Source organism: Hazenella coriacea (genome assembly GCF_004341825.1).
Taxonomy (GTDB): Bacteria; Bacillota; Bacilli; order Thermoactinomycetales; family Thermoactinomycetaceae; genus Hazenella; species Hazenella coriacea.
In genome coordinates, this window is sequence record NZ_SMAG01000001.1 from 226,244 (window position 1) to 247,643 (window position 21,400).

Below are 21,400 nucleotides of genomic sequence, written 5' to 3' on the forward strand. Positions count from 1 at the left end.
GGTTGATAACATCTATTTCATCCCCCACCTAATCTGGGGGAATGTTCAGTGGCAAATCTAGGGAGAAATATTACTATTGGGAGGAGATTAAAGGGAATGGATAAAAATCAAGTCAAAGTCAACTCCTATCTGGATCGGTGGAAAGGTGAAGATCACTTTTTCCAAGGAGTTAAAGACTGTTTACCTACGGTTTTAGGTTATTTAAGTATCGGATTTGCAGCTGGAGTCGTTCAGGCAACAGCAGGATTAAGTATGATGGAAATTGCACTGATGTCCACACTTTTGTACGCGGGATCCGCTCAATTTATAGCTGCTGGCATGTTCGTAGCAGGGGCTCCATTGTTATCTATAATTGTTACCATATTTATTGTAAATCTAAGATATTTACTTTTAAGTGCGGCTTTAGCCCCCTATTTCAGAAAAATGTCAACACTACAAAATATCGTGAATGGATTCTTGTTAACAGATGAAACGTTTGGTGTCGCAGCGAATCGTCTCTCAAAACGAAATGAAGCCAGCTACAGTTGGATGCTTGGTTTAAATATCACAGCTTATCTTAATTGGTTATTTGCTAATTTAGCAGGAGCATACTTAGGTCAATGGATTCAAGATCCGAGTTCCTTTGGACTTGATTTTGCTTTACCAGCGATGTTTATTGGCTTACTGGTCTTACAATTTGTAGATAGCCCCAAAATAGTTCTGGATTTTTTTATAGCCATCAGTGCAATCATTTTAACAATCCTAGCTAGTTTTATGCTTTCTAAAGGGTTAGATCTCATTGTAGCTACCTTATTGGCTGCATGTTTAGGGGTGGTGATCGAAAAATGGAAATAAGGCTAGATATTTTACTCATGATCTTCGGTGGAGCCATGGTCACCTTCGTTCCACGTGTCTTTCCCTTGGTCGTATTAAGTAAAATTCATTTGCCTAACTGGATTATCAGCTGGCTCAAACATATTCCAGTGGCGATTATGGCTGCACTTTTAGCACAAGAGTTATTAATACCCAACCAAGAATTCACCTATTTTTCTGGAAACCTCCGACTTGTAGCTGCCATCCCCACAATCCTGATCGCAGTCTTTACAAGAAGTTTGCTAGCCACTGTTATGGTTGGTGTCGTGTCCATGATGCTTTTGCGTTTTCTGTTTTAAAAGGAATCATTTGATCTTTCTACATCAAAGAGGAAGCCTCTCACACGAGGCTTCCTCTTTCTTCTGCTTTAGTTTCCAATACCATCGTATAACAGTGTACAGGCACTTCCTCTTCAGGACGATAAACAGCTAATAATACATGCTTTTTGTCCACCCACTTCCCATGTTCCAGATACGCTTCTAGATCAAAAGGAAGAATTTCAACGACCGCATGCTTGTGCAAATCACGTTCAGTCAGTCCCCAGTTGGCAAAATCCCCAGAAACCGTATCCGGTTTTTCTGCTGCCTGACGAATCAATCTAGACTGTTCCTCTTTAGATAAGCTAAAGTTCCACCAGACTTTACGTGGGCGATGCCGATGATTGAGATAGTAATCGTATTTCATCAGACCCAGAATCCGCTCTAAGTGTTTCGTGTCATGGTATTGCAAGAAGGACCATAAGCGGGTAAATAAGTCTGCCAATTGATGCCCAATTCGTTGCCACCCTTGCTCTTCCCAGTAGTCTCCAAACTCTTGGAAGAAGTCAAAGGCAGAAGCAAATTCATGTTTAATCAGATACTGGACGGTATGATCCATCCGGTGGGCATTCCAATATTTCTCCAACACATCTTCCACACGCTTAATTCGTACAATATCTGAAAATGGAAGCAGATCATTACCCAAGATTTCATAAGGAGCATGATCCATGTAGACATAGTTGTAACGCTCTGCATCATGTCGCATACCCGTTCCCCGCAACATTTTCAAAAAGCCCAATTGAAGTTCTTCCGGTTGAAGGGCGAATACATCATTAAATGTTTTGCGAAAAGTATTGTAATCTTCATGGGGTAATCCTGCGATCAAATCTAGATGTTGAGCGATTTTACCACTATCTTTGACCTTCGTCACAGTACGAGATAATTTAGTGAAGTTTTGTCGCCGCTTCACTGCTTCATTGGTCGGATCATGGGTCGATTGCACGCCAATCTCAAAGCGAAAAATACCCTGCGGAGCATTTTCAGCGAGAAAATCAAGTACCTCTGGACGCATAATATCAGCAGTAATCTCAAACTGGAACACACACCCACCATGATTTTCAATTAAAAACTGAAAAATCTCCATCGCATAGTCACGCTTAATGTTGAAGGTTCGATCCACAAACTTGATCAACTTCGCCCCATTATGAATGAGATACAACAAGTCTTGTTTAGTTCGTTCGATATCAAAATAACGAACTCCCACTTCGATACTGGATAAACAGAATTGACAACTAAACGGGCAACCCCGACTGGTTTCAAAATAAACCACTCGATTCGGAAGATCTTTCAAGTCTTCCGGGAAACGATGCGGAGAAGGGATCTCGTTCAAATCTAGTTTCGGGCGGGGTGGGTTCAGGATGATCTCTTCATTCTTCCGATAAGCGAGCCCCAACACAAAATGAAACTTTTGTTCCCCGTGGAGTTCTGTAAGCAAATGATGAAAAGTTTCTTCTCCTTCTCCCATAATGATAAAGTCTACTTCCGGGAGACGCTCCATCCAGTACTTCGTGTCATAAGAGACCTCTGGACCTCCTAACACAATTTTCAGCTCTGGTTTAACCTTCTTCAACATACTGATCACTGTAATCGTCTCTTCGATATTCCAGATATAACAAGAGAACGCCACAAGATCTGGTTGTCGCTGATATACATCGGAGACAATATTCATCACTGGGTCTTTAATCGTATATTCAGCGATCTCCGTCTCGAAATCTCTACCACTATACGCCTTCAAATAGCGAAGTGCCAGAGAGGTATGAATATATTTGGCATTGAGTGTAGCTAAAACAGTTTTCATGTGATTCAACCTCATTACATTCTTAGAATCTATGTTCGGTCAGATCTCGATCAGGCAATGACGAGAATTTGACTTTCACTCTTTTTGAACTTGCGACCTGAACCTATTTCAAAGTTTGCTATCTCTTCTTATGTACTTGAAATCTTCTCCTATTCTACACTGAAGTAGTCAGAAAGTCGAAGATTAGAGCTACTCCCTAAAAGCAATTCAAAAAACCTGAGCATTACACTCAGGGGAGCTGGTTATTATCTACCTTTTTCATCGGCAAATTTAGTAACACATCTACAAAATTCCGGAAGGTCACTGTTTTCTCTGTCTTACTTTTGTAATATATTCACAAGAGTGATCCCTCAGAGAAACAGCGACCCACCTTAGCTGATTAGATATAAAAATGAATGCCAATGACTTCGATTGATTTCACTCAAATTCAGTTATACACTTTTCGTGAAAGGGCTTACATTTAAAAGCAAGAGTTACAATAAGACCAAGATTCACCACATGTTTTTTCTAGATACTTCTTTAATTCATCTAATTGAGTAGAACAAACGATTGTACTCCCCACAGTCCACCTTCTCAGAGCTCCTTGATTCCGTAGTTGTGGACAACGAACCCGATGGATCACATTATTCCTAGCCTGTAATTCAAACTCCCTAATCGTCGCCACATACCCCGATTGATGTTCATTACACCAAGTTTGGTAGCCATGATCATCATTTATAAATGGAAGAACCATATCCTCTCCCTCATTTCTCCTATGATCCTAAAGATGCTGGTGGCAATCCAACATCCTTATCCTTATCATAAGCCAATTTAAGAAAATTGGAAGGTGAGGACAAAAAAAGGACTGGTTGATTCAACCTGACAAAAGTTAAAAATATAAATTTCTTAAGCTATTGTTTCACTCTTATTCAACTCTTGTTAAGATTCCTTCATTATAATTAAGATAGATATATGTTCCTATTAATGAAAGGGGTGTATAAATCATCGCAAAGCAAAAATCGATGTGGGTCTCACTCTTTTTGGTTGCTTTTTTATCTGTGGGGGCATTTCCTTCTTGGGTTTCGGCTCAACCGATTGGATCTGAAAAGGATTGGCAACATTGGGTTCAAAAACACGCGAATCCGATTAAAATCTTGAGCCCCTCAGAAAATGATCACTACAAAGACTTGCATTTTCTAAAGCAGACATTGAAAGACAAACGAATCGTTTTGCTTGGGGAGAGTTCTCATGGTGCTGCGGAATTTAACTCTTCGAAGGTTCGCATGATTCAATATTTACATAAAGAATTAGGTTATGAAGTGATCTCCTTCGAATCTGGATTAGCCGAAAACCATGCTGCATTTATTGAGTCAGGCCAGAAACCTCCGTTGACAACCATGCAAAATTCTATTTTTGGTGTCTGGCATTCACAGGAAACTTTACCTTTATTCGATTACATCAAAGAGCAGAAAAACACCAAGAATCCTTTGATCTTATCTGGCTTTGACAATCAGCCAATGGCAACTTACAGTCCCTTTGTTCGAGATTGGTTTAAGCAAGTAGATCCTAAAGTCGCTGAGCTCGCATTCCAACTGGAGAATAAATTTGTTCACTACTACTATATGGAATCAGATATCAATGCATTTAAAAAAGAACAACCACATTTGATTGCTCAGTATCAACAATTACTTTCATTTGTCGAGTCACACGAATCACAATTACAAAAAATCTATCCACAACATCCAGAATTAACGAAAGTAACAAAGTATACATTTCAAGATCGAATCGACAGTATCAATCAAATGATCGAGCCTTCAATCCTTCTCCAAAAGTATTTAGAGGAAGAAGATTATGAAAAGGCTGGAGAAAATATGGATCGGCTCAGTGTCGTTCGTGACAAAGCGATGGCCAAACATTTGACTTGGGTCGCTGACGAACTCTACCCTGATAAAAAAATTATTGCTTGGGGACACAACTACCATATACGTAAAAACAACTCACAAATTACAGCTCCATATCGAGGTTCATTGGTTACCATGGGTGAGTTACTCCCAGACCATATCAAAAAGCAAACCTATACTGTCGGACTGTACATGAACCGTGGAGAATCTGCTTCTAACAATCGAGTGCCTATGCCCGTTCGTTACCCTCATCCAACCGGAACCATGGAATCAATTCTCGGTAAACACATGAAGTCACCTGCGATCTTTGTTGATCTAGCCAAACATAAAAATAAAAAAGGAACTTCTTGGATGTATACCCCTCGTCTAGCTCTGGATTGGGGATTCATGGAGGAAGAACTCCTCCCTCGAGATCAATATGATGGGATCTTGTTCATCGATGAAACTCACCTTCCCAACTATATCCCTCCAGCTTCGAGCCAAAAGCAACAATCCAAGGCATCCATCCAAGGTTTTCAACCCCTCTCATCCTCCTCGCTCAATTCAAAAGTAGATCATCTTCACCTAAATCCAAATCATTAAATGTTTTAACGTCTGATTCCTGAAAGGAGTCAGGCGTTTTTTCAACTCGTACAAAATAAAAATAGAATCTAATATAGAAAAGGCATAAATGAAAGTAAAAATCCATTTATAAAAAGAATTAAATCATTAATTAATAATCATGTATAATTTTCTAAAACGCTACTTTGACGCTATCTACAAATGATATAATTTAAATTCTGTATAATCTATCTATTTCTTATATTCTATAAACAATGGTATACTTTCTCTATAACATTACTCGTTATTCTTTATCTTAGAAACTATTGCAACATCCTACCATCTCTTTTCAAAACCACCTGAATATTGGAATGGAGGCGCATCAAAGATGAATGTTATTGGGGAAATTCTTAGAAACCGAGCTTCTTTTTCTCCCGATTTGGAAGCGTTAGTTTTTGGTGATCAAAGATATACATATCAGCAGTATAATGAACAAGTGAATCAATTAGCCAATTATTTTATTGAGCTTGGTATTCAAAAAGGGGATCGAATCACAACTCTGTGTAAAAATAGCCCCCAATTTGCGTTCATCATGATGGCGACGATCAAGGTGGGAGCAATTTTTGTTCCTTTAAATTGGAGATTAAAACCTCAGGAATTAAAAGGGATGATTCTAGACAGTAAGCCCAAAATCCTTTTTTATGATGAAGAGTTTTCCGCTAGTCTCACTCAGTCCAACGAGTGGTATTTTCTCTCTAAGAAAATCGCTGTGTGCCATGGATTGAAAGTGCTTCCATCTTTCCAGTCTCAATGGATGAGTTACTCTACCGAAGAACCCCATGTCCAAGTCTATGAAGATGACCCAGCAATCATCATTAGTACATCAGGAACAACAGGAACGCCTAAAGGAGTCGTACTCAGTCATAAAAACATTATTGCAACGGGAATCGGGTGCGCCCTTGCCTCTGATCCCCACTATGGAGATCGCTTCTTAATTATGACTCCGTTTTTTCATATTAGTGGTGTGATCATTCTGATCAACTCCATTTATTTTGCAACCACTTTAGTTATTTTGACTAGTTTTGATTCGTCCAAAATCTTAGATACCATCGAAGCCGAGAGAGTTGCTACCATGATGACTGTTCCACCCATTTTAATTTATTTACTACCCGAGCTTGCAAAGACCGAAAAAGATCTGAGCTCTCTCCGACAAATCGCTTGTGGAGGAACCACTGTTCCTGAGAGTTTGATTCGACAATATGATTTACTTGGTTACCCGATTCTTCATGGCTATGGAGCTACTGAAGTGGCTGGAGCGATTCACTTTTGGGTTCCATCTATGGGATTAGACAAATCACATTCTGTTGGTAAACCAATTATGTATGTACAAACAAAGATTGTTCATCCCAAGACACGAGAGGAATTACCTACAGGTGAAGTGGGGGAAATCGCAATCACAGGTCCCCAAGTTTTTGCTGGATACTGGAAAAAACCTGAGGAAACGCAAAAAGTACTTAAAGATGGATGGTTTTTGACTGGGGATGCAGGAAGAAAAGATGAAAACGGATTTTTATATGTCATTGATCGCTATAAAGATATCATTATTTGTGGAGGAGAAAATATTTATCCCGCAGAAGTAGAGTCTGTGGTTAGTCAGATTGATGAAGTGGCAGAAGTGGCACTCGTTGGCATCCCTGATCCCATCTGGGGGGAAATGCCTTGTGCTTGTGTGGTTAAGAAAGCAGAAGCTCATGTAACTGAAGAAATGATTTTAGATGAATGTAAAGAAAAATTAGCCAACTATAAAGTAACCAAAGTCTTATTTGTCAATGAGCTACCCAAAAATGCTTACGGGAAAGTAGTCAAACCCCTTCTACGAGAACAACTTGCTCAAGGAAATGTACAACAATAGCTTTTATTTACTAGAACGATCTCTCTATCGTTCTAGTAATTATTGACTGGTATAATAAATTACGAATGGTTTTCGCTCTAAAGAGTTATAACCTTCGTAATTTCAGGAGAAATGAGGATATTTTGCTATGAGTTCAACTCAGCCATCCCCTATTCAATTCATGAAAGGTAAGCAAGTCTATCTACGTCCTTTTGAACCAGAAGATTTTGAAGTATTTTACCACAGTTTTCATCATTCTGAAGTCCGTCGATTGACTGGCACTTCTCAAGTTTTTACAAGAGAAAAAATAGAAGCATGGTTAAAAAATGTATTGATGTCCAATGATCATGTCTTTTTAATGATTGTTTCCAAGCAAACTCATGAAATACTTGGAGACGTAGAAATTAATCATATGGATCTGGTCAATCGCAGTGCCAATATACGGATCGCCCTTTACCATGAAAAACATTTTGGTAAAGGGTATGGAACAGAAGCGATGCGATTAATGGCTGATTATGCGTTTGGAATCCGTAATCTTCATCGTCTTTCATTAGACGTTTATGAGTACAACAAACGTGCGATTCGCACTTATGAAAAGGTAGGATTCAGAAAAGAAGGCGTCAAACGGGAAGCTCTATTTTACAATCATCAATATCATGATGTGATTCATATGGGATTATTAGCCAAAGACTTTGACAGAGACTAACCTTTCAACAGTAGTGTGGATGAGAACAGAATTACCTGCTCAATCCATGATGGAGCTCGACTTTTCTCTTGCAATGAAAGGAGGAGGTTCTCTCCCCCCTTGAGTATAGGAGGCATCAACATTTCTCCGAGAAAAGTTGATGCCTTCTTTTTTCATCCATATGACGGATTTGTTGACTTCATTTCTAGCTCACTCCCAGACCTGATCTAACTGATCAGCATAAAAAAGAATAGCTCGTTGGTACTTTTGAATCCCTTCATCCTGAGTAAGCTCAATCATCTTTTGTAAAAGGATCTCCATGGATCGTTGATGCTCTCCTAGATTATATAAAACCATGGCATAAAAGAGGTACAATTCATGAGCATCAGGAAACTCTTGTATCCCCTTTTCCAAAGTTTCTTGCGCTTTGAGATATTCACCTAACGTTCGGTACGTACTGCCCAACCCTAACCATGCACCTCTGCGCTCTTCACTCGTTAATCCCAGTTGTAACGCCTCTTCGTAGAATGGAATCGCTTCTCTCTCCAAACCTAATGCATCATGAACACAAGCACACTGATACAGTGTTTGAGGATTAGATGGATCCTGTTTGATCAACTGTAACAATAAAGATTGGGCATCTTCAAGACGCCCCTCTTCTCGACATCGAATCGCACGTTGGAATTCACTCATCTTGATCCCTCCTCCAAACCTTTTCTTATTCATTAACCACTCAAATCCTACATATAGTTCAATGAGTCGTCTATTCGATTGATAGAATTGATCAAACAGCAATCAATAACCCAATACATAGATTAACACTCGCAAATAGATTGATTAATTAGTAAAATAAAATAAAAAAGGAGCGTTATAATTGAAATATACATTTTCCAACGATCAAGGAACCATTGAGTATCTTAGAGAAATAGTGGCAAGCGGAAAAATGCAAGACCATCATCCCTTACTAGGTGAAGGATTAAGTGGTCAAGTGTATGAATTTGAAAACTACGCCGTCAAAGTCTTCAAAGAAAAGTATAGTGAAAATGATGACTTTATTATGCTGAATCATTTACATAATCACTCTGGTTTCCCCAATCTTCATTATAAAGAAGAGCAATTTATGGTTGTGGACAAAGTATCTGGTTATACTCTTGGACAGGCATTAAAATCTGGGGATTCGCTTAATGATGAAATTTTTAGACAAATTGAAGTATATGTTGAAGATTGCTATAGAGATGGGATTATTGCTCATGATCTGCACCTCAATAACATCATGATTGACAAAGACAATCATATTAAAATCATTGATGTCGGTCGTTTCTTTTACACTACTAATCAAGAAAGTTACACAGATCAGATTAGAGAAGAGCTAGAAAATATTAAATATCATTTATTCAGTTTCCCCTTCTCTTCTAAAAAAAGACGTAGACGCCGTCACAAACATTCTTCATTCTCATCACGTAGCTTTTCTTCATCTTCATTTTCCTACTCATCGTCATCCCGTCGTAAACATCGCCGAAAAAGACGTCGTTTCTTTTCATCTTAAATGCTCAAAAGGTCAACTCTCTCGTTATGATCGCAAAGAGAGTTGATCGAATTAATCACTATAGATTATTGTCCAGATAATGATTTAATAAGTTCAAGCAAATCAGTCAATCCACTAATTACAGCGGCTGCCGCTACTGCTACACCTGCGACATTACCATAGTTGATTTTGAGGCTTTCAAGCTTCTTATTTAATTTAGCCAATTGATCTTGATTCACCTTGCCTTGGATCAGTTCTGACTGGATTTCCTCTGAAAGCTCTAAAACCTCGTCCAAATCCTGAGCATGTGAATCTGATTGTGGTAAAGTGATTGGTCCTCTATATGTATGACCGCTTTGATTTTCAAGCATTCTATCGAGTTGAATTTCTCCAATCATTATATCTATCCGTTCCAGTTGACGATCAAAATCATCAAGAGAATCCTCTGAAGTGGAAACCTCCTCCAGTTTTGTTTCCTTTTCCGGTCTATATCTATGTTTGAGTGCTTTAAGAAACAATGGTTCACTCCAATTTGATTCCATTGGGACTTCCTTTAAAACTTGGGTCAATTCCAATATATCTTTCTGTAATAGCTCAGTTTGGCTTGGATCAATCTGAACAAAACTCATTTCTTTCCTCCTAGACTGGATGCTTCTACTTTATAAATATGTTATTTTTTCATATTTAAATTTATTATACCTAAATTGAATAAATTTAAATATAGATAATTAACAATTAACCTTACATTTTATACGATTGTGATTCTAAGAAAGGGGTAAAAAGACGTTATAGAAATCAAAAAAGGAGTCGATCAATAAATATGAAGAACCGTCAAATCTTGCTTACAAGTCGCCCTAAAGGAATGCCCGATGAAAGCAATTTCCAATTGATAGAAACCCCCATCCCTTCTCTCCAAAATCATGAGGTACTTATCCAAACGTTATATTTATCGGTTGATCCCTATATGAGAGGTAGAATGAATGATAGCAAATCGTACATCCCTCCCTTTCAACTAAATGAAGTTCTGACTGGTGGTGTAGTAGGAAAAGTCGTTGAGTCTGAACACCCCGATTTTATAGAAGGAGATTTCGTGTTGGGGACACTTGGATGGGCGGATTACTCTATCTGTCATGGAGATCAATTAACTCGATTAGACCCTCAACAAGCCCCCCTCACAACGGCTCTCAGTGTCGTTGGTATGCCTGGTTTGACCGCTTACTTCGGACTTTTAGACATTGGAAAACCTAAAACAGGAGAAACCGTAGTCATCTCTGGGGCTGCTGGCGCTGTGGGAAGCATCGTGGGTCAAATCGCCAAATTGAATGGTTGTCATGTTGTAGGTATCGCTGGATCCGAAGCGAAAATTGCTTATTTAAAAAATGAGCTAGGCTTTGATGCAGTGATCAATTATAAAACCTGTACTGATCTCAACCAAGCGATCCAAGAAACTTGCCCCAATGGTGTGGATATTTACTTTGATAATGTTGGTGGAGGCATTACGGATGCAGTTTTACGTCACATCAATAAACATGCACGTATCCCCCTTTGTGGGCAGATTGCATCATATAATGCTGAAAAGCCAGAGCTAGGTCCCCGTAACTTTTCACTCTTACTCATTAACAGTGCCCTAGTCCAAGGATTTATCGTGAGCGACTATGCCTCCCGCTTTGGGGAAGCGTTAAAACAACTTTCTATTTGGCTGCATGAAGGGAAGATCAAGTATCGGGAAAATATTGTGGATGGATTAGAAAATGCTCCACAAGCCTTCCTCGGTCTATTTAGAGGAGATAATATCGGGAAACAATTGGTCAAGGTAGCCGATTAAAATAACCGTTGTTCTTCCGGCTATGTCACTTTGACATAGCCCTTTTTCACTCACTATAAATCAATGAAAAAGGATATTATTTGGACTATAATATGGAGGATAGATAATATTTCTAAAAAGGGGAATCCTTGATGTCTCACTTTGAACAAACACTCGCAAATCTATTAAAAGCTCGATTTCCTTTTTTGTACATACCTACATGGGAAGAAGACCGACTCATTCAAATTATCCATACCGTTGTCAATGATCTTCAACTCATTAATACTCCCCGAAAAGTGATGACATGGAGTGTCACTACGGGAATGACAAATTACAACCACTCAGAGAATACAACGTCACCCTTAAAAGCACTTCAAATTATTGAAAACACTGAAGAAGCGGCTATTTTTATCTTAAAAGACTTTCATATCTATTTGGGTCATGAAAGACAAGCTGATCCACAAATCATTCGGAAAATCAGGGACCTATCGATCTTACTCAAAAATAGTGCCAATCCCAAAAATGTCATTTTTATTTCTCCTAGTCTAGTTCTTCCTGATGATTTACAAAAAGAGATCACCATTCTAGATTTCCCCTTACCTTCCTATCAAAATATCCAAGATCTCTTAGATGATATGATTGCAACGAATAGTAGGAATGGACGGATTCAAATCCGTTTGACCCATGAGGAAAAAGAGCGGTTAGCTAAAGCAGCACTAGGTCTTACTTTACAAGAAGCTGAAAACGCCTTTGCTCGAGCCCTTGTTGAAGATGGAACGCTAAGCATCTCAGATGTCCAACTCATTTTAGAAGAAAAGAGTCAAGTCATTAAAAAATCTGGAATCCTAGAATTTATTCAAACAGATATACAGTTAGCAGATGTAGGTGGATTACAAAATCTAAAACACTGGTTAAAGAAGCGAAATAAGTCTTGGTTGGATTCTGCTAAGCTGTATGGCTTGCCTTCACCCAAAGGAATTTTGATCACTGGAGTTCCTGGATGCGGGAAAAGTTTAATTGCCAAAGCAATCAGTGCCATGTGGCAACTCCCCTTACTTCGACTTGATATTGGTAAAGTGTACAGTGGGATCGTCGGTAGTAGCGAAGAAAATATGCGAAAAGCGATCCAAGTAGCAGAAGCCATCGCACCCTCTATTTTATGGATCGATGAGATTGAAAAAGGATTTAGCAACGATGCAGGTGATTCTGGAACCTCCAAACGTGTATTTGGTTCTTTCTTGACATGGATGCAAGAAAAAACAAAACCTGTTTTTGTCGTGGCAACAGCAAACCAGATTCACTCCCTACCGTCTGAGTTTCTTCGTAAAGGTCGGTTTGATGAAATCTTCTTTGTCGATTTACCAACACGGAGGGAACGGGAAATTATTTTCCGGATTCACTTACAAAAAAGACTCCAACATAAGGACGTGGCAGGAGATTTTGAAATCTCTCCGTCTCTATTGGAAGCTTTAGCACAAATGACAGAAGGCTTTATCGGTGCAGAAATCGAACAAGTTGTTATTTCAGCATTATTTGAAGCTTTTTATGAAGAAAGAGCCCTTCAACCCGAGGATCTCGTTAAGTCTATTCGTCAAACTGTCCCACTCTCTGTTACACAAGCGGAGCAAATCAAGCAAATTCGCGATTGGGCCAATCTCCGTGCAGTTGCTGCCACTAAACAAGAAGATCGAATGGAGTATTCAAGCACATCTTCATCAGAGTCTGGGGATATATCCGCAACACGCGGAGGACGAAGTATTGATTTTTAAAAAAGAAGAAAACGAGAGATTGATTGAGTAATCTTCAATTTTAAGAGGGAGGTTTTAAGATTGAGTATTGAATTGGCATTGATTCCTGTTGCGATCGCTGTAGCTAGTGCACTCTCCACAAAGACAACCGACTATTCTACAAACTCGCACCAAATACAAACACAGATTCGAAATAAGGAACTATTACAAAAAACATTGGTACAATTAGGATGTCAATCTATTGCTACTTCTGACGAAGTAAGTTTATCTGTTGATGCGACACAGATTATCTTTACCACTGACGAAGAGCAAGGGTTTACTGCGTTATTTACTGGTGATATTTCACAAAGTCAAGCAGAAAACTTCGTAAACAACCTACATGAAGAATATTTTCGTGTCGTTCAGGAGCAAGTTTATCTTCGGTTAAAACAACAAGCTCCCAACCATGGACTTTTTTTAGAATCTGAAACAGTCCAAGAAGATCAGTCTGTATTACTCACCTTTTCTATTGGAAAGGAAGGATATTGATGAATCAAAAAGTAACAATTCAAATTCAACGGGATGGAAAAATCGCTGCCCATATCGAAGGAATTAAAGGAAAAAAGTGTACAGAGTATATTCGGATTTTAGAGCAGTTATTAGAGGCAGAAACTTTTGATTCGAATTATACATCTGAGTACTTTGAAGCAGAGGAATTGAACAGCGACAGAATCAAACAGCAACAGACTTTGAAGGAGTGAAACTAATGTCGATCACTAATCGCGGTCAAAAATGGGAATGGTTGAATTCGATTTGGATCCTATGGACTTTTGCATTTGGTTTCTTTAGTTGGATCTCTTTTTTTTATATCGGCTTTCGTACCAAACAAACGAAGTGGATAATATCAGGAATCATTTATGCGATCCCATTTATTTTAGCCATGATATTTATGGACGGTGATAACAATCCTAACAATGATCATTGGATGGTTAATGTCACTGCTGGTTTAACCTTGTTTCTGGGGATCATTGCAATTGTACATGCCTTTCTGGTTCGTAAAGAATACTTACTAAGACTTAGCACGATAAAAGCAAATAAAATCAATCAAAATGAGGCATTAAAACGTAAAATAGAAGCTGAATATGGAAATCGTGTTCAACCTACTCATCAGCCTAATCAATCTCATGCACATCTATTTGAGGAAAAAAAGGAACCAACATCTTTTTCACCCAACCATCATGCTGTAGAGTCATCTTCAACGATTCCACCAAACCAAAGCCCTATTAATCTTAATCTTGCTTCTGAAGAAATGATCGCTTCCTTGCCTGGAATAGGCACTGTTTTGGCTCGAGCAGCGATTCAGCACAGACAGTACCGTGGAGGATTTCAATCTCTTGAAGAGTTTGCATTTTTACTCCAGTTAAAGCCTCATATTGTGGAAAGAATTAGGCCTTTAGTTGTAGTCACTCCTATTTATCCCAAACAGCCCTCTTCACATGGCAGAATGGTTGACTACTGATGAAGCTACGAATCCACCGTTTTTTGCCTACAACTACTGTAGAGGGACCAGGAGTAAGAGCTTGTATCTGGGTACAAGGTTGTCCGATTCATTGCAAAGGATGTGCTGTACCTTGGACCTGGTCTCCTAATCACGGACAAGAAGTTGAAGTCGAACAACTTGCTCGGCAAATCTTAGAGGAACCAGAGATTGAAGGTGTTACTTTTGTGGGTGGGGAACCTTTTGAGCAAGCAGAAGCTTTATCCTCTCTAGGGAAAATTCTTAAATCGAAAGGGCTATCCGTGGTAACATTTTCAGGTTATGAATATAAGCACCTACAATCCTCTCAACGTCAAGATTGGCAAGATTTACTCACAGTCACGGATCTGCTCATCGATGGACCCTTTAAACAAGAACTTTTAGATCTGGCTCGACCTTGGGTGGGTTCATCTAACCAGCAATATCGATTTTTAACCGATCGTTATAAGTATTTAGAAAATCAATTGCAGCAAATTCCCAACAAAATTGAAGTCCGCCTCAATCCCGATGGTCAAATCGAAATAAATGGTATGGCTTCACAACAAATGTTACATCAGCTATTTGAAGAAGAATTTTATCAAAAACGAAGTCAAATGAATAAATAATACAAAATACCGCCTCCTAACTAATTGATTGATATTCACTAAGATATTATCATCATGAAAGAGCCTTGGTAAAAGTAAGGCTCTTTTTTTTATAACAAGAGCTACTATATAAATACAGTTGAGATAAATGTTTTCTTGAGCTTACGCCATAGATCCATTAGAATATTTGATGTCATCAGAGCTTTAGGATGAACATGCATACTAGACATGAATAAGATAGCAGCTACGTAAACGGTCACGAGATCACATTTAACATCTATCCCATGTCATTATAGAAAAAGGTGTAAATCCACATGAGTATCTTAACTGTGAAAAACTTAAGCCATGGCTTTGGCGATCGAGCGATCTTTAATGATATCTCCTTCCGTCTTCTCAAAGGAGAACATGTGGGACTGATCGGTGCTAATGGTGAAGGTAAATCTACTTTTATGAATATAATCACTCGAAAATTAGAACCCGATGAAGGTAAAATTGAGTGGGCTAATAAAGTTCGAGTCGGTTATCTAGATCAACATACAGTGCTACAAAAAGGCTTAACCATCCGTGATGTCTTAAAAAGTGCATTCCAATACCTATTTGATTTAGAAACGGAAATGAATCAACACTATGAAAGAATGGCTGAAGCCTCTCCTTCTGAACTTGAACAGCTCATGGATGAAGTCGGCATCATACAGGATTTGTTAACCAATAATGATTTTTACATGATTGATGCAAAAGTGACGGAAATTGCAAGTGGTCTTGGGTTAGATGAGATTGGACTGGATCGAGATGTACATGATCTTAGTGGTGGACAACGAACCAAAGTTTTGCTTGCCAAGTTGCTCCTCGAAAAACCGGATATTCTTCTGTTAGACGAGCCAACCAACTACTTAGATGAGCAACACATTGATTGGTTAAAGCGTTACCTTCTTGCCTATGAAAATGCTTTTATCCTCATTTCCCATGATATTGCTTTTTTAAATGATGTAATCAATGTAATTTATCATATGGAAAATCAAGAGTTGAATCGATATGTAGGAGATTACAACCATTTCCAACAAGTCTACCAAGTGAAAAAGCAACAGCTTGAAGCCGCTTATAAAAAACAACAGCAAGAAATTGCTGATCTAAAAGACTTTGTAGCTAGAAATAAAGCTCGAGTCTCTACACGGAACATGGCCATGTCGCGTCAGAAAAAATTAGATAAAATGGAACTAATTGAACTAGCTAAAGAAAAGCCCCAACCACAGTTCCACTTCAAAGAAGCAAGAACCTCTGGAAAGCTTATTTTTGAAGCAAAAGAGCTTGTGATTGGCTATGATGAACCACTCTCCAAGTCACTGAACCTTCGTATGGAGCGTGGGCAAAAAATCGCACTCGTAGGTGCTAATGGAATTGGAAAAACTACACTTCTCCGCAGTATTTTAGGTGAAATTAAGCCACTGTCAGGTTCAGTTGAGCGGGGTGAATACCTTCATATCGGCTATTTTGAACAAGAAATCAAAGGTTCCAATTACAACACCTGTATTGATGAAATTTGGAATGAATTTCCTTCCCTTTCACAATTCGAAGTACGTGCAGCCCTTGCCAAATGTGGTTTAACCACCAAACACATCGAAAGCAAAATAGAGGTGCTAAGTGGCGGCGAAAAAGCCAAAGTTCGCTTGTGTAAGCTGATCAATCGCGAATCTAACCTTCTTGTCCTCGATGAGCCCACTAACCACCTGGACGTTGACGCCAAAGTTGAGCTAAAGCGAGCCATTCAAACTTATAAAGGAAGTATCCTACTGATCTGCCATGAACCCGACTTTTACCGTGATGTAGTCACAGATGTGTGGAACTGTGAACATTGGACCACAAAAGTTTTTTGAAATAAAAAGTCCCCTATCACTGGGGATTTTTTAGTTGCCAGCAATCGCAACAAAAATTTATCTTCATTTTATAGTCCTTTAAAATCGCTTTTATACCAACTCTTTCAAGGTATCCCCTAAATCCGTATATGCAAATTGAAACCCTTCATCGAGCAACCGCTTGGGGATACAATTACGACCTGTAAGCGCTAGCCCCGGATCTGCTCTCATCACCGTCACTGCCCCCAAACGTACCAAAGGGGCTGGAGCAGGCGGAGCCCATCCTTTTCCCATCACTTTACGTAAAGTTTCCATAAATGTTTGGTTCGTTACAGGATTTGGACCTGTTGCATTGTAAACACCTTCGCAGTCATTTTCAATCACGTAATGAATCATTTTATTGAGATCATCAATATGCAACCAACTGATATACTGTTGTCCTGATCCAATGGTTCCACCTAAACCAAATCTCGCTAACTTTTGCAACGGCTCAAGTGCTCCACCATTCCGCCCTAGAACAAATCCAATCCGCAAAACCACTTGTCTCGTTTCAGGAAGATTTTCAGCAAAAAAAGCTTTCTCCCACCGTTGACAAACTTCCACTGAGAATCCCTCACCATGTGGGGCGTTTTCGTCACATTCTTCTCGTGTGTCACCAAAGATGGCTAATGAGCCAGCTTGAACAAACACTTTGGGAGGAGAGTCACACTGCTTAATAGCTTCATGAAGTATCCGGACTGAGTCCACACGAGAATGGATAATATCTGCTCGATTCTTAGCCGTGTATAAGCAGTTGACACTTCTCCCTGTAAAGTTAACAATCCCCTCTGCCCCATCAATCTCATATACCCATTCTCCTAGAGTAGAACTATCCCACTGTACAAATCGAATGTTCCCCTCTGTTTTCTGCGTACCACGAGTTAACACGATGACTTCATAGCCCTGTGACTCTAAGTCTTTTGCCAATGCCTGCCCCAAAAAACCCGAACCACCTGGTAAAACCATTTTTCGACTCATTTTCGTACTCCTTTGTGCAAAATTCACAAACTAGCACCAGTATAATTAGGAAGATTTCCTTATCAGTTGACACCAATTCTCAAATGTTCTCCAATAATCACCTTTATGAATGTAAATAATATATTTTTTGTTTCAATCAATATCATATTCTCCATGGCTCTAATTAATCCTTTTTCAAAAAAAGTGACCCCTGATCGAGGTCACTTCATTCATCCTATTATAATATATATATTAATCCTTACTTACATAAGAAATATTATTGAATTAAGATAGCTACACTCATTAAACAAACTCCAAGAAACACCAAAAAGATTTGCGGATAACGTTGTATGAAAAAACTAGTGCCAAATCCGAAGATAGTTTCTTTGATAAAAAACAGTACTGTCAAAATAAAGTCAAAGGAGTAAATGCTTTTCGTACCTTTAATCGAATCTTTATAGCCTTTGAGATCATCCTCAAAATATTCCCTAGAATATTCCTTCAAATTCATCTGTAGCCTTGCACCTTTTGGGATAAAAGCAGCAAAGGCCAAGGTGAACAATCCCATGACTATAGGTAGGATTTTTAATGCAATCATTTTTTACCCCCTAAGTATAGATCATGTTAAGATAAATCCCCTTAGTTAAAATTGATAATGAAGAAAGATTGCTAAACTAAGAAAGCTCACTCCGAATAATATCAAGAAGAAACGAGGAAAGCGTTGTAAAGTACAACTCTGTTCACTATTTGATAGTCGTGTAATCCCCACCTTTATCCAGTCATGCCCTTAAGAAATAAATTGACCCCAGACTGTCCATCGATGTGGATGACCTGAGGTGCTAATTTCTTATATTCTTTCATTCGAATGAACCAAATAATTTAGAGTCAAATTTAAATAAATTTTATCAGAAATTATATAAACATCATACAAAAGTATTGATTTTGTCAAAGTTTTAAAGTTGATATTTAAGAAAAATGATGAATATGAATACCTATTTAAAATGCTTTTCAAGCTTATTTCATCTTGTGAATACCTGCAAGAAAGGTGTCGATCAGCAAACGAAGGCTTTCGTCAAGATCAAGTGGAAGACCAAATCCACCACGCTGTTCAAGAGAAGCAAACCCATGAAAAATACTACGTAATCCCCGTACTGTATGAAGCGCTGCTTCGTCTTTCAAGCCATAAACATTCAGTACACGAACGACTAGATCTACGATGTCATCTCCAACTCTTTGAATATCCTGATCATATGGTTTCAGAGAACGTAGAGTCGCTTCATATAAACCCGGATGTTCACGAGCAAATTCCACATAAGCTTTAGCTAGGGCATGAACGGCCTCATCCCCCGACCGACCAATCACTGCTTGAGTTAAATGGAAATGAAGTTGCTTCAGACCATAAATAGCAAGCTCTTTTCGCAATCCTAGTAACCCGTCTACATGGTTATAAAGTGAAGGAGGACGAATCTTTAATTTTTTTGCTAAAGAGGCTAATGTTACCTCGTCAACACCTTGTGTATCAGCAATTTCAATTGCAGCTTCTAGAATTGTATTGAGATCCAGTCTTATTCGTGGGGCCATGCCAATCATTCCTTTCCTATCAAAAATCTATTCTAAATTCTGTTTGGCTTTATCGATCGCAAGTTTCATCTCTACTTCTGGTTGGGTTAACATCGATCCATGCCCCACTGCGAGTAATGAAGGCTGTAACTCATATAGCTTACATGCACTTTCTAGTGATGTCTTTTTATCCCATGTACCGAAAGCTGGGAATGGAAACCATGGTCGTATTTGCCCTGAAACCGCAATTCCACCTCTTGTTTGAAAAGCATCACCTGCGATTAAAGCTTTATTACGAGTGTCAAGAAATGACATCGAACCTGGTGTATGACCTGGTGTAGCCACCACAAGCAACGATCCAACCTGATCTCCATCTTGAAGTAATACATCCGCTCTTGTCTTTAATTTTTTAGGTACTCCACCTCGAATCGGAGTATCTGTTTCATTCACATCTAAAGTAAGGTCCCCTTCCATTAACCGGGCATCACGTCTAGAAATATAGACAGGAACCTCAGGTAGCTCTTGCTTCAATGCATCAAGCGCTCCCACATGATCTTCATGTGCATGTGTTAAAAGAATCCGTGTAATTGGTTTTCCAATCTCATTGGCCGCCCGTAAAATCCCCGTTGAACTATAGGGAAGAGCAGCATCAATCAAAGTTAAGTTACTTTCTTCCTCGACTAAATAACAATTGACAGGAAAAAAACGTGGTAAAAAAGTTAGTTGATAAACCGTCTTTTCACGAATGATTCGCATGATAACACCTCTCCTACTTTTATTAGCACAAAAACTAATTATGTTAGTTTTATATTAACTAATATCATTAGTTAACGCAAGAAGATTGTTTCTACATAAAAAAACACACGCTCTTCAAAATGGGGGAAGAACTGTGTGTTGTGAATAACCCAAAATATTTAGATATAAATAATCCTTTTCCCTTACTCTATATGAGTACTGATTAGAACTAACTAAAGTAACTAGCTCCGATATGCATACCCTCTAACTTTTCGGAATTTTTCACTGTAAAATGTTCATGGTGCCCACTCGGATGAACAAGATACATTAAATTAGTAGCTATAACATTTACATCTTCAACTAAAGCTCGGCAATTTAGTTTTGAACAAATTTTCGATACCACTTCATGATCTTGCTCGGTCATTAGTTGTTCATCTACGATATAAATAGATATCATAAATCTAAATTCATGTTCACATAAAGAAACGTCACAGACAATACGTTTGTTCGCTGGAAATTCAGTAATATCTCCAATAATAGCTACATCTTCTGGATCGATTTCCATCTGTTTATCACTAAATACTTCAATCAATACCCTTTTAAGTTTCGGCATTGCAACGATTTTATCTAAAAAAACGTCTCGCCAATGAGACATTTACATCCCCCCAATAGTGTTACAATAAAAACTCTTCAATTCCTTCCCCTTCTTCCTCATCAAATAATGATCCGTCAGTTTATATCAATAGCTCACATAAAGTTTTTTCATGATTTACTTTATTACAGCCATGTATAACCAATTCTCCCTTAGCTTTTCGTCTCAGTAAAACCATCGAAACATCCTGTCCATTCACCTTAGCTAGATGCTCTTCGATGGATTGCCAATCTGGATTTTCAATATAAGGGGCACGATTCATCAGGATGCCTAAATGTATATTCGATTCCTCCAAATTCTTGTAAAGCTTTAATTACTAATGGAGATAATGAATATCCCTTGGACTTCAAAAAATTTTCGATCTCTGTTATATCAACTTGCCGATCTATATGCCATCCAGATTGAGCAAGAATATTCTCTACTTCCTTCGTTAATGTTTGCATATGATCCCTCCGATTATTGTGTAT

General features: G+C 38.6%; 23 protein-coding genes. 13 read left to right on the top strand and 10 right to left on the bottom strand.

Going from position 1 to position 21,400, the window contains the following annotated elements:
* The first annotated feature begins 96 nt into the window (after positions 1-96).
* Both EDD58_RS01090 and EDD58_RS01095 read left to right on the top strand, forming a co-directional pair.
* Complete coding sequence (locus EDD58_RS01090) at positions 97-834, top strand: AzlC family ABC transporter permease (RefSeq protein WP_131922995.1); 738 nt, start codon at positions 97-99, stop codon at positions 832-834.
* Complete coding sequence (locus EDD58_RS01095; RefSeq protein WP_131922996.1) at positions 825-1,151, top strand: AzlD domain-containing protein; 327 nt, start codon at positions 825-827, stop codon at positions 1,149-1,151. The genes EDD58_RS01090 and EDD58_RS01095 overlap by 10 nt, the downstream gene beginning before the upstream one ends.
* Positions 1,152-1,191: 40 nt before the next feature.
* Here EDD58_RS01095 and EDD58_RS01100 read toward each other — a convergent pair whose 3' ends face one another.
* The gene (locus tag EDD58_RS01100; RefSeq protein ID WP_131922997.1) at positions 1,192-2,967 is read right to left on the bottom strand and encodes a B12-binding domain-containing radical SAM protein; all 1,776 of its coding nucleotides are present in this window, start codon (positions 2,965-2,967) and stop codon (positions 1,192-1,194) included.
* A 460-nt stretch (positions 2,968-3,427) separates the two neighbouring features.
* Positions 3,428-3,700, bottom strand: a complete 273-nt coding sequence (locus tag EDD58_RS01105; RefSeq protein WP_131922998.1) for a hypothetical protein — start codon at positions 3,698-3,700, stop codon at positions 3,428-3,430.
* A gap of 268 nt (positions 3,701-3,968) precedes the next feature.
* Between EDD58_RS01105 and EDD58_RS01110 the strand changes: the two genes are divergently transcribed.
* The 3 genes from EDD58_RS01110 to EDD58_RS01120 all read left to right on the top strand — a co-directional run bounded on the left by EDD58_RS01110 (position 3,969) and on the right by EDD58_RS01120 (position 7,984).
* Positions 3,969-5,429: an erythromycin esterase family protein gene (locus EDD58_RS01110; protein ID WP_131922999.1), complete on the top strand. Its 1,461-nt coding sequence runs from the start codon at positions 3,969-3,971 to the stop codon at positions 5,427-5,429.
* Positions 5,430-5,775: 346 nt separating this feature from the next.
* Positions 5,776-7,299 carry a class I adenylate-forming enzyme family protein gene (locus EDD58_RS01115; protein ID WP_131923000.1) on the top strand — a complete coding sequence of 508 codons (1,524 nt, stop codon included), beginning with the start codon at positions 5,776-5,778 and terminating at the stop codon, positions 7,297-7,299.
* A gap of 127 nt (positions 7,300-7,426) precedes the next feature.
* Entirely contained in the window at positions 7,427-7,984 is a 558-nt protein-coding gene (locus tag EDD58_RS01120; protein WP_131923001.1) for a GNAT family N-acetyltransferase, read from the top strand.
* 189 nt (positions 7,985-8,173) lie between these two features.
* On the opposite strand, the gene EDD58_RS01125 is transcribed toward EDD58_RS01120, so the two are convergent.
* On the bottom strand, positions 8,174-8,656 hold the full coding sequence (locus EDD58_RS01125; RefSeq protein ID WP_131923002.1) for a tetratricopeptide repeat protein: 483 nt from the start codon (positions 8,654-8,656) through the stop codon (positions 8,174-8,176).
* A 181-nt stretch (positions 8,657-8,837) separates the two neighbouring features.
* Here EDD58_RS01125 and EDD58_RS01130 point away from each other — a divergent pair, with 181 nt between their 5' ends.
* Positions 8,838-9,509: an AarF/UbiB family protein gene (locus EDD58_RS01130; RefSeq protein WP_131923003.1), complete on the top strand. Its 672-nt coding sequence runs from the start codon at positions 8,838-8,840 to the stop codon at positions 9,507-9,509.
* A gap of 65 nt (positions 9,510-9,574) precedes the next feature.
* Here the strand turns inward: EDD58_RS01130 and EDD58_RS01135 are convergent, their stop codons facing one another.
* Positions 9,575-10,117, bottom strand: a complete 543-nt coding sequence (locus EDD58_RS01135) for a hypothetical protein (protein ID WP_131923004.1) — start codon at positions 10,115-10,117, stop codon at positions 9,575-9,577.
* Between the two features lie 191 nt (positions 10,118-10,308).
* Here EDD58_RS01135 and EDD58_RS01140 point away from each other — a divergent pair, with 191 nt between their 5' ends.
* The 7 genes from EDD58_RS01140 to EDD58_RS01170 all read left to right on the top strand — a co-directional run bounded on the left by EDD58_RS01140 (position 10,309) and on the right by EDD58_RS01170 (position 17,011).
* The gene (locus tag EDD58_RS01140; protein WP_131923005.1) at positions 10,309-11,313 is read left to right on the top strand and encodes an NADP-dependent oxidoreductase; all 1,005 of its coding nucleotides are present in this window, start codon (positions 10,309-10,311) and stop codon (positions 11,311-11,313) included.
* Positions 11,314-11,444: 131 nt separating this feature from the next.
* On the top strand, positions 11,445-13,061 hold the full coding sequence (locus EDD58_RS01145) for an AAA family ATPase (protein WP_131923006.1): 1,617 nt from the start codon (positions 11,445-11,447) through the stop codon (positions 13,059-13,061).
* A 60-nt stretch (positions 13,062-13,121) separates the two neighbouring features.
* Positions 13,122-13,568 carry a hypothetical protein gene (locus EDD58_RS01150; RefSeq protein ID WP_131923007.1) on the top strand — a complete coding sequence of 149 codons (447 nt, stop codon included), beginning with the start codon at positions 13,122-13,124 and terminating at the stop codon, positions 13,566-13,568.
* Complete coding sequence (locus EDD58_RS01155) at positions 13,568-13,780, top strand: DUF2997 domain-containing protein (protein ID WP_131923008.1); 213 nt, start codon at positions 13,568-13,570, stop codon at positions 13,778-13,780. Before EDD58_RS01150 ends, EDD58_RS01155 begins: the two co-directional genes overlap by 1 nt.
* 5 nt (positions 13,781-13,785) lie before the next feature.
* Positions 13,786-14,538: a ComEA family DNA-binding protein gene (locus EDD58_RS01160; RefSeq protein WP_131923009.1), complete on the top strand. Its 753-nt coding sequence runs from the start codon at positions 13,786-13,788 to the stop codon at positions 14,536-14,538.
* Entirely contained in the window at positions 14,538-15,161 is a 624-nt protein-coding gene (locus EDD58_RS01165) for a 4Fe-4S single cluster domain-containing protein (protein WP_131923010.1), read from the top strand. Before EDD58_RS01160 ends, EDD58_RS01165 begins: the two co-directional genes overlap by 1 nt.
* Before the next feature lie 293 nt (positions 15,162-15,454).
* Positions 15,455-17,011, top strand: a complete 1,557-nt coding sequence (locus EDD58_RS01170) for an ABC-F family ATP-binding cassette domain-containing protein (RefSeq protein ID WP_131923011.1) — start codon at positions 15,455-15,457, stop codon at positions 17,009-17,011.
* A gap of 90 nt (positions 17,012-17,101) precedes the next feature.
* Here the strand turns inward: EDD58_RS01170 and EDD58_RS01175 are convergent, their stop codons facing one another.
* The 6 genes from EDD58_RS01175 to EDD58_RS01205 all read right to left on the bottom strand — a co-directional run bounded on the left by EDD58_RS01175 (position 17,102) and on the right by EDD58_RS01205 (position 21,376).
* A complete protein-coding gene (locus EDD58_RS01175) occupies positions 17,102-18,007 on the bottom strand; it encodes a TIGR01777 family oxidoreductase (protein WP_131923012.1) in 906 nt (301 codons plus the stop codon).
* A 256-nt stretch (positions 18,008-18,263) separates the two neighbouring features.
* On the bottom strand, positions 18,264-18,584 hold the full coding sequence (locus EDD58_RS01180; RefSeq protein ID WP_131923013.1) for a hypothetical protein: 321 nt from the start codon (positions 18,582-18,584) through the stop codon (positions 18,264-18,266).
* A gap of 416 nt (positions 18,585-19,000) precedes the next feature.
* Entirely contained in the window at positions 19,001-19,567 is a 567-nt protein-coding gene (locus EDD58_RS01185) for a TetR/AcrR family transcriptional regulator (RefSeq protein WP_131923014.1), read from the bottom strand.
* Between the two features lie 27 nt (positions 19,568-19,594).
* Positions 19,595-20,302: an MBL fold metallo-hydrolase gene (locus EDD58_RS01190; protein ID WP_131923015.1), complete on the bottom strand. Its 708-nt coding sequence runs from the start codon at positions 20,300-20,302 to the stop codon at positions 19,595-19,597.
* A 208-nt stretch (positions 20,303-20,510) separates the two neighbouring features.
* Entirely contained in the window at positions 20,511-20,936 is a 426-nt protein-coding gene (locus EDD58_RS01195) for a hypothetical protein (protein WP_131923016.1), read from the bottom strand.
* Between the two features lie 236 nt (positions 20,937-21,172).
* A complete protein-coding gene (locus EDD58_RS01205) occupies positions 21,173-21,376 on the bottom strand; it encodes an SUKH-3 domain-containing protein (protein ID WP_131923018.1) in 204 nt (67 codons plus the stop codon).
* Positions 21,377-21,400 lie beyond the last annotated feature (24 nt).

Excerpts from the sequence above, each read along its gene's own strand:
- EDD58_RS01135 (WP_131923004.1), bottom strand. The coding sequence starts at position 10,117 with ATGAGTTTTGTTCAGATTGATCCAAGCCAAACTGAGCTATTACAGAAA.
- EDD58_RS01160 (WP_131923009.1), top strand. The coding sequence starts at position 13,786 with ATGTCGATCACTAATCGCGGTCAAAAATGGGAATGGTTGAATTCGATT.
- EDD58_RS01090 (WP_131922995.1), top strand. The coding sequence starts at position 97 with ATGGATAAAAATCAAGTCAAAGTCAACTCCTATCTGGATCGGTGGAAA.
- EDD58_RS01095 (WP_131922996.1), top strand. The coding sequence starts at position 825 with ATGGAAATAAGGCTAGATATTTTACTCATGATCTTCGGTGGAGCCATG.
- EDD58_RS01185 (WP_131923014.1), bottom strand. The coding sequence starts at position 19,567 with ATGGCCCCACGAATAAGACTGGATCTCAATACAATTCTAGAAGCTGCA.
- EDD58_RS01120 (WP_131923001.1), top strand. The coding sequence starts at position 7,427 with ATGAGTTCAACTCAGCCATCCCCTATTCAATTCATGAAAGGTAAGCAA.
- EDD58_RS01190 (WP_131923015.1), bottom strand. The coding sequence starts at position 20,302 with ATGCGAATCATTCGTGAAAAGACGGTTTATCAACTAACTTTTTTACCA.
- EDD58_RS01155 (WP_131923008.1), top strand. The coding sequence starts at position 13,568 with ATGAATCAAAAAGTAACAATTCAAATTCAACGGGATGGAAAAATCGCT.
- EDD58_RS01175 (WP_131923012.1), bottom strand. The coding sequence starts at position 18,007 with ATGAGTCGAAAAATGGTTTTACCAGGTGGTTCGGGTTTTTTGGGGCAG.
- EDD58_RS01110 (WP_131922999.1), top strand. The coding sequence starts at position 3,969 with ATGTGGGTCTCACTCTTTTTGGTTGCTTTTTTATCTGTGGGGGCATTT.
- EDD58_RS01100 (WP_131922997.1), bottom strand. The coding sequence starts at position 2,967 with ATGAAAACTGTTTTAGCTACACTCAATGCCAAATATATTCATACCTCT.
- EDD58_RS01115 (WP_131923000.1), top strand. The coding sequence starts at position 5,776 with ATGAATGTTATTGGGGAAATTCTTAGAAACCGAGCTTCTTTTTCTCCC.
- EDD58_RS01205 (WP_131923018.1), bottom strand. The coding sequence starts at position 21,376 with ATGCAAACATTAACGAAGGAAGTAGAGAATATTCTTGCTCAATCTGGA.
- EDD58_RS01170 (WP_131923011.1), top strand. The coding sequence starts at position 15,455 with ATGAGTATCTTAACTGTGAAAAACTTAAGCCATGGCTTTGGCGATCGA.
- EDD58_RS01105 (WP_131922998.1), bottom strand. The coding sequence starts at position 3,700 with ATGGTTCTTCCATTTATAAATGATGATCATGGCTACCAAACTTGGTGT.
- EDD58_RS01140 (WP_131923005.1), top strand. The coding sequence starts at position 10,309 with ATGAAGAACCGTCAAATCTTGCTTACAAGTCGCCCTAAAGGAATGCCC.
- EDD58_RS01125 (WP_131923002.1), bottom strand. The coding sequence starts at position 8,656 with ATGAGTGAATTCCAACGTGCGATTCGATGTCGAGAAGAGGGGCGTCTT.
- EDD58_RS01165 (WP_131923010.1), top strand. The coding sequence starts at position 14,538 with ATGAAGCTACGAATCCACCGTTTTTTGCCTACAACTACTGTAGAGGGA.
- EDD58_RS01195 (WP_131923016.1), bottom strand. The coding sequence starts at position 20,936 with ATGTCTCATTGGCGAGACGTTTTTTTAGATAAAATCGTTGCAATGCCG.
- EDD58_RS01145 (WP_131923006.1), top strand. The coding sequence starts at position 11,445 with ATGTCTCACTTTGAACAAACACTCGCAAATCTATTAAAAGCTCGATTT.
- EDD58_RS01180 (WP_131923013.1), bottom strand. The coding sequence starts at position 18,584 with ATGATTGCATTAAAAATCCTACCTATAGTCATGGGATTGTTCACCTTG.